We start from the raw sequence: 13,311 nt of genomic DNA, 5'->3' as shown, positions 1-13,311 counted from the left end.
GCCGTTCATCCTCACCGCTCCAAGGCCATTTTCCAGTCGTTCGGTTTGCTTGTTCTCACCATTCCAAGCTCTCTTTGAAACTTCCCGCACTGTACTTTCCTTTTCATCGCGTTTTTTGAAAATAAAAAAATCTCGTCCTCTCCCCACACTTACGTACGGGAAAGGACGAGAATCAAGTTCGATTTCGTGTTACCACCTTTGTTCGTCAAAGCATCACTGCTCTAACCTTAACCAGTGCCTCCGCCCAATGCAACGGATGATACTGAGACACTATAACGGGCGTTCCCGTCTCAACCTAAAGCTCACGCATTCGGCCAAGCCACTCAGAGACCATCTTCCTGCATTCGTTCCTTGCTTGCTTTCACCTAACCAAGCTCTCTCTAAAAGGACATCCTGAAGTACTCTTCTCTTCACTGTGTTTTTCGATGTGCTTAATATAACCAATTTCTAATCTAATGTCAACCGAATATCTGAAAAAATTTTAAAATGACGCCAACGCGCTTACTCTATTTCAAAAGATAAAAAACATTGCTACAATGAGAACACGATAAAAATGAGGATTTTTTAATAAAGGATGTATAGGGGGAAAAGAAATGGCTTTAACAACAAATCGCCAATTAGAAAAAATCGTGCCATCCAAAATTCGGGAATTGGATGAAATTTTCCGTTCCGTTGATGGCTGTATCATGATGACGATGGGAGAGCCGGATTTTGGTATGCCGGAAAACGTGAAGGAAGCTGCTATCACGGCTATTAAAAATGACGTTTCTCATTATTCCCATTCCATGGGAACTTTGGACGCGCGCCAAGCGGTTGCGGAATTCCTGAAAAAACGCCACAATTTGGATTTTGATCCGGCCAGTGAAATCATTTTGACGATCGGCGCGACCGAAGCGATCTATTCGGCTTTGTTTGGCGTATTGAACCCGGGTGAAAAGGTAATTGTTCCAAGTCCTTATTTCCCGCTCTATAAACAAGCAACAACAACGGCTTATGGCGAAACGATTGAAGTCGATACTTCCCAAACGGGTTTCTTGATGACGCCACAATTGCTGCACCAGACGATGGCGGAAAATGAGAATGTTAAAGCGATTGTCCTGAACTTTCCGAGTAACCCAACCGGTGTTACTTATATGAAGGAAGAACTTGTGGCTTTAGCTGAAGCCATCAAGCAGTACGATATTTTCGTCATCAGTGATGAAATTTATAGCGAGTTGACTTACGGTGTTGACCACCTTTCAATGGCAAGTTTATTGCCAGATCAAACCATCTTGATTAATGGGGCGTCCAAATCATTCGCAATGACTGGTTGGCGTGTTGGATTTATTGCAGCTAAAAAGCAATGGATCCCACCTATCTTTAAAGTTCACCAAACGGTAGTGACGACCGGTGTTTCGGTTTCCTATGCAGCTGCGGCGGAAGCTTTCCGTAATGGCGAAGCGGATATCGAACGTATGCGTATGGCTTATGAAACGCGTCGAAATATCTGTCTGGACGCTTTAACGAAAGCAGGTTTTACAGTTCCCGAGCCAAAAGGGGCCTTCTATGTATTTGCGCGCATTCCCGAAAAATTTGGCAACGACGATATGGCGTTTTGCCAAACCTTGGCTAAAGAAGCACGCGTGGGGATGATTCCCGGCAGTATTTTCGGACCGGGTGGAGAAGGGTATGTGCGTATGAGTTTTGCCTTGGCGACCGACTTAGTCGAAGAAGCTATGCAACGGGTCAGTGCGTTTGTCGGGTAAATATTAAGTTTTGCCACACCAATGATTTTTTATTGACTGTGAACGGCAATTGCAGTAATATTTTTGAAGGGCACCCTACAAAGAGGTGCGCATAAATTGAAATTTCTCCCTGTTCCGATTACGGAACGGGGATTTTTTGATTTTATGGTTCCTACCGAAAAATTAGGAGGCATAATGATGACAAAGTATATTTTTGTAACGGGTGGAGTGGTTTCTTCCATAGGTAAAGGAATTATCGCAGCTTCTCTCGGACGGTTGTTGAAAGAACGTGGGTTGACGGTCACCATCCAAAAGTTTGACCCCTATCTAAATGTCGATCCCGGCACGATGAGCCCCTATCAACACGGCGAAGTTTTCGTAACCGACGATGGGACGGAAACGGACCTGGACCTAGGACACTACGAGCGTTTTACTGACATTCGTCTGAACAAATTTTCAAACGTCACAACCGGAAAAATCTATTCAGAAGTTATAAAAAAAGAGCGTCGGGGCGACTATTTAGGCGGAACTGTCCAGGTCATCCCGCATATAACCGACGAAATAAAAGACAAAATCCAACGGGCAGGTGAATCGACCGATTCCGATATTGTCATTACCGAAGTCGGGGGGACGGTTGGGGATATCGAATCCCTGCCATTTCTTGAAGCTTTGCGTCAAATGCGGAAAGACGTTGGCAACGAGAACGTGCTCTATATCCATGTCACTCTCATTCCCTATTTGAAAATGTCTGGAGAATTGAAAACCAAGCCCACCCAACATAGTGTGAAGGAACTGCGAAGTTTGGGAATCCAGCCGAACGTTTTGGTGGTGCGGACGGAACAACCGTTACCACGGGGAATCAAGGAAAAACTGGCTCTTTTTTGCGATGTGGATGAAGAAGCCGTTTTTGAATCGCGTGACGTATCTTCTATTTATCAAATTCCTTTGATGTTGAAAGAACAAAAAATGGATGACATTGTTCTCAAACAGCTGCGTCTGGAGGCGCCCGAAGCAGCATTGAAAGAGTGGTCAGAGCTTGTCGACACGGTGGAACATTTGGAAAGAAAAGTACGCATTGCTTTGGTTGGGAAGTATGTCTCTTTACAGGATGCCTATTTATCGGTGGCAGAGGCTTTGAGGCACGCGGGGTACGCCGAAAATACGGAGGTCCAGATCGACTGGATTCCAGCGGAGGAACTGACTGTCGAGAATGTGGCAGAACGTTTAGGAGCCGCGGCCGGTATACTGGTACCCGGTGGTTTTGGAAGTCGGGGACTGGAAGGTAAAATTCTGGCGATCCAATACGCACGGGAAAACAAGATTCCGTTTCTGGGAATTTGTTTGGGCATGCAGTTGGCAACCATTGAGTTTGCCCGACATGTGGTAGGGTTGACGGAAGCTGATTCAACCGAAACGACGCTTGACACGCCCCAACCGATTATCAGCCTGTTGCCTGACCAGGAAGCTGGGATGGATATGGGTGGTACCTTGCGACTAGGATTATATCCGTGTGATTTGAAAGAAAATTCATTGGCCCGGAAACTGTACCAAGCCGCTACCATTTCGGAACGCCATAGACATCGCTATGAATTTAACAACAGCTACCGCAAGACGTTGGAAGAAAAGGGCATGATTTTTTCAGGCGTATCGCCTGACGGCAGGCTGGTTGAAATAATAGAATTAAAAGAGCAGCCATTCTTTATTGCATGTCAGTTTCATCCGGAATTTTTATCGCGGCCAATGCACGCGCATCCGCTTTTCCATGGTTTTATAAAGGAAGCATTAACTAATAAACAGTAAATGATGTTGTGTTTTTTAATAAACCGTCGTAAAATAAACCAATCCCGTAAGGGAAATAAAAACCAGAGTAGAAAACAAAGCGTTAAGTGTCGGGTGGATGGGATGTTGCCCCCGAACGAAAAGCAGGAGCTAAAAATCTCTGCTTGCGGTTTTGTTCTCGCATTCGCTGCATAATTTGTAGCGACTCTAAGAAGGAGTTGCTGTCGATGACTAAGAATTCGTCACGTCAATTTTCAGCCAAGGACATTGCTGTCATTGGTCTGATGATTGCTATTAAAGTTGTATTAACACGCTTTTTAGCAATCGAAACACAATTTATCCGGGTTAGCTTTACGTTCATTCCAACGGTATTGCTGGCCATCATGTACGGTCCCTGGGTCAGTGCATTTTCAGGAGCAGGTGCCGATTTACTCGGATTCTTCCTGTTTCCAAAGGGTTTCCCATTTTCACCGGGATTCACTCTTTCTGCTGCAATCGGTCCGATGATTTATGCGTTGATTTTATACAAAAAACGTCTGACACTAGGACGTCTGGTTTGGGCAAATTTTGCGGTAACAGCGCTGGTTAATGTTGGATTGAACTCGCTTTGGTTGTATATCCTGTACGATCAAGCTTTTTGGGGCATGCTACCCATTCGTTTGTTTGAAAACATTTTGACCTTGCCAATTGAAGTGGCGATCATTTACTGGATCACGGGAAATCCATCCATTCAGCGTATGCTAGCTGAATATCCTATTAAGTGGCGAAATAAATAACAAAAAACAGCGTGAGCCGTAATGGTCTCACGCTGTTTTTGTGTGGTGCGGCGATTAGCTCTTCTGAAAGGTGCTTAACGCCGCATTTCGGGCGAAAGTGCGGCGTTAAGTTGCGGTTAGCATTCCTAAAAGCCGCACTTTTGCGAAAAAAGCGGCGTTCGCCGAAAAAGTTTTTTCTTAACGCCACATCCGAGTCTTATTTAGTAATAATTTCATCATTTTCAATATAGCTGCGGAATTCATCCGCCAAATTATCAAACAAATTAATGCCTTCTTGGGAGAATCCATGTGTGATTTCACGCGGGAAATACAAACGCTCATCGCCACGAAACTTTCCGGTCAACGATGATACAATGGCACTCACTTCCGATAGCTCAATAATTTCACCATTCTTTTGCATGAATTCAATTTGCGTTTTGCTACTGACTTGTCCGGGACGATACAAATCATACGGCAAATCGAAGCTGTTGTTGGAAGAAGTATAGTAGTCTGGATTATAACCCATATCCCTGATGAGAGATTGCAATTTTTCTACCGTTCCCAAATCGCGCTTCCGGTCGAAGCGCACCGATTTGAACGGCTTCCGGTTCAGGAAACGATCTGCCAAATCACTTAAGGTTGGATCATTTTCATCCATCCAGTGATTGAAGTAGGTGGTCAATACACCATCATCCAACCGTAAATAATCTTCGAGCGTCCAATCCTGGCGGAAAAATGGTTCCAGGAAGCTGGCAGAATATACCAACTCTTGTGTCTCGTCCATATATATATCTTTTGCCCGTTTCATTAAATGATACAAGATAACTTCCATCCCGCGTGAAACAGGGTGGAAATAAACTTGCATGTACATTTGATAGCGACTAACCACGTAATCTTCAACTGCATGCATCCCGGAGATATCAAACACAATCCCATTCAAACTTGGTCGAATAACCCGTAGTATCCGTGTTAAATCAAACGTTCCATAAGTAACGCCCGAGTAATAAGCGTCACGCAATAAATAATCCATGCGGTCCGCATCAATTTGGCTGGAAATCATTTGCACCACTTGTGGGTTTGGATATTCCTTGGCAATGACCGAAGCAACCTGATTGGGGAAATCATGCCCTACCTCACGTAAAACAGCATTGATTTCAGTGTTAGGTGAAAGAATAATCGCAATGGTTACTGCTTCATGATCGGTATCGAAAATCTTTTCAAACGTATGGGAAAAGGGACCGTGTCCCAAGTCATGCAATAAAGCGGCACACAAAGTAACCAAACGCTCTCTGTCATCCCAAAGGCCGTCGCCTTTTTCCATGGAAGGGTAGTTTCGGATGAACTTATCGCAAATACGCCGCGCTATTTCATAAACCCCTAACGAGTGATTGAAACGCGAGTGTTCAGCACCATGAAACGTTAAAGAGGAAGTCCCAAGCTGCTTGATACGACGCAGACGCTGGAATTCCTTCGTATTGATTAAATCCAGAATGACACGGTGTTGGATATGGATGTAGCCATGAACCGGATCCCGGAACACTTTTTCTTTTGGAAGCATGGTAGTGGTATAGAAGTTTTGCATGCCGTTCACCCCTTGTTGAAAATTTGGTCATTCCTTTTTTGCATTTTTTCATAGCCAACGTGATAATCTGCCAACAATTCCGCGTTAAAATATCCGGGGAGTACATCCTGTTCTTTTTTCACCGTTTCAAGAATCATTTCCTTGACCGTGTCTACCGTCAAATCAACACCCAGTAAATCACTTAAATTAGCCATGCAATCAGGGTCTACATCAGGGTAAGACCAACGCGTTTCTTCATCCTTTAACCCAGTTTGATAAAATTCCCGAATCGTCTGGCCACGCTTTGCTTGATCGCCTGTCACGCTTAAATAAATCATGACTCCGATACCATTCTTAAACCGGCGTTGGGCAATTCCTGCAAATTTTTTACCGTCGATGCTGAGATCGAATTTGCCGGGGCAGTATGAATCGCTTATTTCATAAGCTTCAATATTTTTACCAAAAGAAGCAAAAGTACGTTGAATCACTTTAACCATGATTTCGTAGCCTTCATCAATCGAAATTTTTGTGTCGGCGGGTTCCGCCAAAATAATTGAAAAGTTCAATATTCCTGGATCAGAAACAACAGCCAAGCCTCCTGCAGGGCGAACGACAACGGTGTAGCCAGCTTCCTGTAGCGTGGCAATGGCATCTGATAAATAGGGTAGCTTCGTATCAACCATCCCTAAAATAATCATATTGTCGATGGGCCAAAAATGCAGCATTGTCTGTTGGGGCTTTCTATTCACCTCGCGAATTAATGCATCCCCCATTGCAAAATGAAAAAGAGAGTCGCCTTGTAATTCACTTGGCACATGATCATATATGAAAGAGTTTGTCATAATTCCATTCCTGTCTAAAAAAGATATTTTATTCATTATAGCAAACTTCTTCTTTTGTTGACCGCGTTCAACTTAAAAAGTTATACTAGGGAGGTAAAGTGTAAGTAAAGGAAGTGTCTGATTTGCCGGTACAAAAAGGAACGATAATGGAATATCGCTTGGAGACAAAGATTGTACAAGATGGTCAACAAGAAGTTTTCGTTTATGAAGGACAGGGACAAATTGTCCAAATGGGCGAATGGTTATATTTGCGCTATGAAGAATCAGGAACCCAAAGTAAAGTGACGATCAAATTATCCCGGGTAGGAAAGATGACAGTTATTCGCCGACAAGGAGAGGAATTGCTATCCCGCCTCGCTTTTGATTCTGAAGGCAGGGGCTCAGCGCAAATTCCCACCCAAGCAGGACTAGTGGAAATCGAAACCGAAACGAAGCAAATGCTGCAGAATTACAAAGAACACCCTTTTTCTGGATATGTACAAGTGATGTATACCATCGGAACTGGTGAACAATCACTTGGGAATTACGAAATGTCGTTGCAATTTACTACCTAATTATTGTATGATTAGGAGTACAGTTTTTGAAAGGACGTGGCACCGTGAAGCTAACCGATTTAGATGGTACAAACAAAAACGAATTATCAATGATTGAAGTGGCGCATGAGATTTTGGAGACAACTGGAGAAGTCTTGGATTTCAACGATTTATTAGGTCGAGTTCAAGAATATTTAGGTTTGTCTGAAGCAGAACTAGATAGCAAAATGACACGTTTCTATACAAACTTGAATGTTGACGGTAGTTTCATCTCCTTGGGAGATAACCGTTGGGGTTTACGTTCATGGTATCCAATCGACTCAATTGATGAAGAGATTTTGTCTACAATTGATGAAGAAGAAGTTCAAGTTCGTCGTAAGAAACGCAAGAAACTTAATGCTTTTGCGACATCTGAAGATGACGATGTAATCGACTATAACGACGATGATCCAGAAGATACATTTGTAGCTGACGAAGATGACGAAGAAATTGAAGCAGATGAAGAAGAAGTCGAAGTAGAAGACGATGATTTAGATGGCGAACTGGACGAAGATTTAGATGACGTTCCAGAAAGCATTGAAGAAGATTTAACTCTAATCGATGACGATTTCGAAGAAGAAGAGGAAGAAGAGGAAGTATAGTCTTTTTCCGTAAAAGAACTCAAAATCACTTACAGTGGTTTTGAGTTTCTTTTTTTATTTTAATGAAAAGGTTTACATTATTAGACGATTATCATTATCGAGCCCTGCAATTTTTTTATGCTAAACAATTCGAAAAAAGGCTGTCTGAAGCCATTTTCAACAGATATACAAGGTCAATACGAGAGGCTAAACTTTTTATGCATAACCAAGAAAAAAATTCGCTTAGAAAACCCTATCATTTATTTTAAGCAAGTATAAAACGTAGCGAGCTGCTGTTTACTCACTGTTAATGGCTTATAAAAGAATGAGGATATAATATTATTGTAATTACCCTATTAACGTAAGTTTAGAACACTGTGTTTAAAATAGCGAACTTTGCTTTTATTAAAAGCTCTTTATTACATGAGTTATATAAAAAACCGAACTACTACTACAGGAATATTGACCTAAGTTCGCCCTATTGTGTTATTTTGTATGTTGATTACCAAGAAATTGAATGATTTTAATTTATGAAAATAAAATTTTTTTGGTGCACAAATATTACACTACAATAAATAGTTAGCGATTTCGGTGGTCATAAACACAAATGTTTGGTAGAATTATTATGTTAGTAAGTCCAAACACCACAGATTTTTTAGGAATACCAAGGAGGCAGAAACATGAGTCGTTTAGTAAGTATGACAGAGATGTTAAACAAAGCTTTAGAAGGTAAGTACGCAGTGGGGCAATTCAATATTAACAACCTAGAATGGACACAAGCTGTTCTTGAAGCTGCTCAAGCAGAAAATTCACCTGTTATTTTGGGAGTTTCTGAAGGCGCTGCAAAATATATGGGTGGACATTTAGTCGTAGCATCTATGGTTAGTGCATTATTGGAAACAATGGATATTACAGTGCCAGTTGCACTACATTTAGACCATGGTACAAGTTATGACAGCTGTAAATCAGCAATCGATGCAGGCTATTCATCTGTAATGATTGATATGTCTCATCATCCAATCGATGAAAACATTGAAAATACTAAAAAAGTTGTAGAATACGCACATTCCAAAGGAGCTTCTGTAGAAGCTGAAGTTGGAACGGTTGGTGGTACTGAAGATGGTATCACAGGCGGAATCCAATATGCAGATCCACAAGAATGCTTGCGCATGGTTAAAGAAGGCAATGTCGATGCTTTGGCAGCTGCTTTAGGATCCGTTCATGGACCTTATTCTGGCGAACCTAAACTAGGATTCGACGAAATGAAAGAAATTTCTGAATTGACAGGTGCACCACTTGTATTGCATGGTGGTTCAGGAATTCCTCAACACCAAATTGCAAAAGCAATCGAATATGGTCATACAAAAATTAACGTGAATACTGAATGCCAACAAGTATGGACTGAAGCAGTTCGTGACAAATTGGCAACAGATTCTAAAGTTTATGACCCACGTAAAGTTATTGGACCTGGTAAAGAAGCAATCGTTAAACTTGTTCGCGAACGCATGAACGTATTCGGTTCAAGCAACAAAGCTTAATTAATGAAATAATATCAGAATGGCCGGGGCTCCTGCTCCGGCTTTTCGTTTATGTAAAGAGGGATAATGATGTATACGCAAACCGATCTTCTGAACCAGCTAGACCAATTGGGATTGGATAAAGAAGGAACGTTATTGGTTCATTCATCTTTTAAGAGTATAGGACAAATTGCCGGCGGGCCCGATGCAGTCTTAAATAGTTTAACCGCATACATGAAAGATGGCTTGTTAGTTTTACCGACCCATACTTGGGAATATATTAACGCCGAAAACCCAGATTTTCATGTAGTAGATTCACCTTCAAACGTAGGAGTCTTGACTGAATTATTTCGTAAACGTGAAAATGTCGTACGTTCCCTTCACCCGACGCATTCTGTGGCTGCCTTGGGAAGCGAAGCGATTTCTTTTGTCAGCGGAGATGAAAAGTTTGATACGCCCTGTGCACGTGGCTCCGTGTGGGGAAAATTATTGGATCGTAAAGCGAAAATTATGTTGCTTGGGGTAGATTTAACCAGAAATACATTTATTCATGGTATTGAAGAGTGGTTGGATATTCCAGGGCGGATGACCGATACGCATGAAGAGTTGTACACCGTTTTGGCGGATGGAACAAAAATATCCGTGCCATCGCGTCGTCATTGTGGCTTATCGTGGTCAGAGCATTTTTGGAAAGTCGATGGCGTATTACAAAAATCGGGTGCCATGTGGCTGGGTAAATTAGGGGATGCCGAGGTACGTATTTGTGATACAGTAAAATTGACCGAAGTTTTGACAAGAATGCTACAAGATAATCCCGATTTGTTCTCGGATAACCAGCCTTTGTCTGAAAACACCATTAACGTTTACATATCAAAGTAGATTTTGATAGAATGTAGTTAACAATATTTTTAATGATTCGAAACGAGGCAGTTTACATGAAAAAAATTATCATTAATGGGAATAAACCCTTGAATGGTGAAGTTACCATCAGTGGGGCAAAAAATAGTACCGTAGCTTTGATTCCTGCATCGATACTAGCGGATTCAATGGTGACGCTTGAAGGGATTCCTGACATCCAGGACGTACGCTCCTTGATTGAAATTCTTGAAGAATTTAATGTTGAGGTAACTTTTGATGCTGAAGCGGGAATCATGAATATTGATCCGTCAAAGATGATTTCAATTCCAATGCCGACAGGTAAAATTAAGAATTTACGGGCTTCCTATTATTTCATGGGTGCCATTCTTTCTAAGTTTGGTGAAGGTGTCATTGGCCTTCCGGGTGGCTGTAATCTGGGCCCGCGTCCGATTGACCAACATATCAAAGGTTTTGAAGCACTTGGAGCATCTGTTCGCAATGAAATGGGTGCGATTTATTTAACGTCTCCTGAGGAAGGTTTAACGGGAGATCGTATTTATTTGGATGTTGTGTCAATTGGAGCAACAATTAATACCATTTTGGCTGCCGTTCGGGCAAATGGCCGTACGGTTATCGAAAATGCCGCAAAAGAACCGGAAATTATCGACGTTTGTACGTTGTTGAATAATATGGGTGCTAAAATCCGCGGAGCGGGAACGGATGTCATCCGCATTGATGGCGTCGACACTTTGCATGGCTGCCGTCATACGGTTATCCCAGACCGTATCGAAGCTGGAACTTATTTGGCAGCAGCTGCTGCAGTTGGCGAAGAAGTTTTGATCAAAAATGTGATTGTGGAACATTTGGAAGGTTTTGTAGCCAAGCTGGAAGAAATGGGCGTCAATATGGAAATCGGTGAAGATAGTATTTTGATCCGTAAATCAGACGACTTAAAAATGGTGCATATTAAGGCACTTCCATATCCCGGTTTTGCAACGGATCTACAACAGCCCATTACACCACTTTTATTGAAAGCAAGTGGAGACGGAACCATCATCGATACGATTTATCCTAAACGTGTCAATCATATTCCTGAATTAAAACGTATGGGGGCGGGAATCAAGGTGGAAAGTGGCACCATCTTTATGCAAGGACCCAATAGTATGACAGGTGCAGAAGTGAAGGCAAGCGATTTGAGAGCAGGTGCTTGCTTGGTCATTGCAGGATTGATGGCAAAAGGTACCACAATAATTTCAGGTGTAGAAAATATTTTACGCGGTTATGATGGTATCGTGGAAAAACTGACAGCTTTAGGAGCAGATATTGCCATGATTGAAGACGAGGCATAGGTACCAAAAATTCAAAAACAACGAGAATGAAGGTGAGAGTCTTGGAAGACATGCTTTCCATACAGGAGCTTGAAAAAAAGACGTTAAAAGAGATTTACACATACGCAAAAGAGTACAAAATTCCTTATTATAGTCAAATGACGAAAAAAGAACTTGCACATGCAATTATCCGTGCGCAAGAAGAAAAACAAGGTTTTTTCATGACGGAAGGAATCTTGGACATTATTTCCTCGGAAGGATATGGTTTCTTAAGACCAATCAACTACTCTCCGAGTCAGGAAGACATTTATATATCTTCTTCCCAAATCCGCCGATTCGATCTGCGGAACGGGGACAAAGTAGGCGGTAAAGCCCGTCCTCCAAAACCTTCTGAACGATACTATGGGCTTATGCAAGTCAACACCGTTAACGGAAAGAATCCCGATGAAGCAAAAGAACGTTCGCATTTTCCTGGTCTTACACCCATTTATCCAAATAAACGGATTAACCTGGAGACAGATCAAAAGAGTGTTGCCAATCGGATGATTGATTTAATTTCTCCAATCGGTTTCGGGCAACGTGGTTTGATTGTCGCACCACCAAAAGCTGGTAAAACAACATTGCTGAAAAGTGTGGCGAATGGCATCACCGAAAATTATCCTGATGTTGAATTGATTATGCTCTTGATTGATGAACGACCAGAAGAAGTAACCGATATCGAGCGCAGTGTAAAAGGTGATGTTGTTTACTCTACTTTTGATCAAATGCCTGCCAATCACGTACGCGTGAGCGAACTAGTGCTGGAACGCGCTATGCGCCTTGTTGAAGATAAACGCGATGTTGTCATTTTAATGGATAGTATTACGCGTTTAGCACGAGCCTATAATTTGGTTGTACCTCCAAGTGGAAGAACACTCAGTGGAGGGATTGACCCTGCTGCACTTTATAAACCAAAAAAATTCTTTGGAGCTGCACGTAATATTGAAGATGGTGGCAGTTTAACCATTCTTTCAACTGCCTTGGTTGATACAGGTAGTCGGATGGATGATATCATTTATGAAGAGTTTAAAGGAACAGGGAACTCTGAATTGGTGCTTTCACGTGAACTTGCAGACCGCCGTGTATTTCCGGCTATTGATATCAAGAAATCTGGTACAAGACGTGACGATTTACTGCTGGAGCAAAAAGAATTGGAAACAGTTTGGAAGCTACGTAAAACGATGCGAGGCGATACTTTGGAGTATACCGAAGAGTTCTTGAGACAATTACGTACCACAAAAAACAACGCAGATTTCATCAAACGTATTGCTTTGATGAAATAAATATCCATGCTAGTATTATTTAAAAGGGGAGATGCCAACATGGATGAGAAACAAAAACAATATGAACAGACCGTCAGCAATTTTGTGGAGCTCACAGCAAAACAAGTTGAAGAACGTTTGGAAAACGGTGAAAAAACAATTCTTTACATCGGAAAACCCGTTTGCCCATTTTGTCAAAAGTTTGTTCCAAAATTGGATAGCGTACGCGCGCAAAACGATTTAACTATTCATTACTTGAATAGTTTACATACACCGACTGATGCAGAAATTAAAGCTCTTCGCGACAGAATGGAAGTGCCACTGGTTCCGCAAGTTGTTACAATCGATGGACCAAACGCATTCACAAACCTGAACATCGACAGCGGTGCATCAGAAGAAAAATTAACAGAATTATTAGCATAGTATGCAAAAAAGCGAGAGTGGGAAAAAGGCGTTTAGCCCCGAACCACTGGAACGAATAAGCACAGGATGG

At 42.0% G+C, this 13,311-nt stretch carries 12 protein-coding genes, 1 riboswitch and 2 other annotated features (1 of these 15 running past the window's edge); of the genes, 10 read left to right on the top strand and 2 right to left on the bottom strand.

Annotated features, from left to right (window positions below; translation table 11 throughout):
• Nucleotides 1–116, bottom strand: a binding site (T-box leader); it reaches 126 nt to the left of the window's first position.
• A gap of 42 nt (nucleotides 117–158) precedes the next feature.
• Nucleotides 159–423: a binding site (T-box leader), on the bottom strand.
• Nucleotides 424–593: 170 nt separating this feature from the next.
• The 3 genes from ACTU7M_RS02325 to ACTU7M_RS02315 all read left to right on the top strand — a co-directional run bounded on the left by ACTU7M_RS02325 (nucleotide 594) and on the right by ACTU7M_RS02315 (nucleotide 4,279).
• Nucleotides 594–1,745: an aminotransferase class I/II-fold pyridoxal phosphate-dependent enzyme gene (locus ACTU7M_RS02325; RefSeq protein ID WP_443472760.1), complete on the top strand. Its 1,152-nt coding sequence runs from the start codon at nucleotides 594–596 to the stop codon at nucleotides 1,743–1,745.
• A 177-nt stretch (nucleotides 1,746–1,922) separates the two neighbouring features.
• Nucleotides 1,923–3,524, top strand: coding sequence for a CTP synthase (locus ACTU7M_RS02320; protein WP_443472759.1), 1,602 nt, complete (start codon nucleotides 1,923–1,925; stop codon nucleotides 3,522–3,524).
• 61 nt (nucleotides 3,525–3,585) lie between these two features.
• Nucleotides 3,586–3,695: riboswitch (THF riboswitch) on the top strand.
• Between the two features lie 35 nt (nucleotides 3,696–3,730).
• A complete protein-coding gene (locus ACTU7M_RS02315; RefSeq protein WP_443472758.1) occupies nucleotides 3,731–4,279 on the top strand; it encodes a folate family ECF transporter S component in 549 nt (182 codons plus the stop codon).
• Between the two features lie 196 nt (nucleotides 4,280–4,475).
• Here the strand turns inward: ACTU7M_RS02315 and ACTU7M_RS02310 are convergent, their stop codons facing one another.
• Together ACTU7M_RS02310 and ACTU7M_RS02305 are read right to left on the bottom strand one after the other, a co-directional pair.
• A complete protein-coding gene (locus ACTU7M_RS02310) occupies nucleotides 4,476–5,840 on the bottom strand; it encodes an HD domain-containing protein (protein WP_443472757.1) in 1,365 nt (454 codons plus the stop codon).
• 5 nt (nucleotides 5,841–5,845) lie between these two features.
• The gene (locus tag ACTU7M_RS02305) at nucleotides 5,846–6,661 is read right to left on the bottom strand and encodes a lipoate--protein ligase family protein (protein WP_443472756.1); all 816 of its coding nucleotides are present in this window, start codon (nucleotides 6,659–6,661) and stop codon (nucleotides 5,846–5,848) included.
• Between the two features lie 122 nt (nucleotides 6,662–6,783).
• Here ACTU7M_RS02305 and ACTU7M_RS02300 point away from each other — a divergent pair, with 122 nt between their 5' ends.
• The 7 genes from ACTU7M_RS02300 to ACTU7M_RS02270 all read left to right on the top strand — a co-directional run bounded on the left by ACTU7M_RS02300 (nucleotide 6,784) and on the right by ACTU7M_RS02270 (nucleotide 13,241).
• Complete coding sequence (locus ACTU7M_RS02300) at nucleotides 6,784–7,215, top strand: DUF1934 domain-containing protein (RefSeq protein ID WP_443472755.1); 432 nt, start codon at nucleotides 6,784–6,786, stop codon at nucleotides 7,213–7,215.
• Nucleotides 7,216–7,259: 44 nt separating this feature from the next.
• Entirely contained in the window at nucleotides 7,260–7,835 is a 576-nt protein-coding gene (gene rpoE / locus ACTU7M_RS02295) for a DNA-directed RNA polymerase subunit delta (protein WP_443472817.1), read from the top strand.
• A 659-nt stretch (nucleotides 7,836–8,494) separates the two neighbouring features.
• Nucleotides 8,495–9,352 (top strand): class II fructose-1,6-bisphosphate aldolase, encoded by an 858-nt coding sequence (fba, locus tag ACTU7M_RS02290; protein ID WP_443472754.1) that lies wholly within the window; start codon nucleotides 8,495–8,497, stop codon nucleotides 9,350–9,352.
• A gap of 69 nt (nucleotides 9,353–9,421) precedes the next feature.
• Nucleotides 9,422–10,210: an AAC(3) family N-acetyltransferase gene (locus ACTU7M_RS02285; RefSeq protein ID WP_443472753.1), complete on the top strand. Its 789-nt coding sequence runs from the start codon at nucleotides 9,422–9,424 to the stop codon at nucleotides 10,208–10,210.
• A 56-nt stretch (nucleotides 10,211–10,266) separates the two neighbouring features.
• Complete coding sequence (locus ACTU7M_RS02280) at nucleotides 10,267–11,538, top strand: UDP-N-acetylglucosamine 1-carboxyvinyltransferase (RefSeq protein WP_443472752.1); 1,272 nt, start codon at nucleotides 10,267–10,269, stop codon at nucleotides 11,536–11,538.
• Nucleotides 11,539–11,588: 50 nt separating this feature from the next.
• Nucleotides 11,589–12,839 carry a transcription termination factor Rho gene (gene rho / locus ACTU7M_RS02275; protein WP_443472816.1) on the top strand — a complete coding sequence of 417 codons (1,251 nt, stop codon included), beginning with the start codon at nucleotides 11,589–11,591 and terminating at the stop codon, nucleotides 12,837–12,839.
• Between the two features lie 39 nt (nucleotides 12,840–12,878).
• Entirely contained in the window at nucleotides 12,879–13,241 is a 363-nt protein-coding gene (locus ACTU7M_RS02270; RefSeq protein ID WP_443472751.1) for a hypothetical protein, read from the top strand.
• Nucleotides 13,242–13,311: the final 70 nt, after the last annotated feature.

This window comes from Jeotgalibaca sp. A122, assembly GCF_052266715.1.
Lineage (GTDB): Bacteria > Bacillota > Bacilli > Lactobacillales > Aerococcaceae > Jeotgalibaca.
Note: the sequence above shows the minus strand (reverse complement) of the source record. Positions and strands in the feature narration are given on the sequence as shown.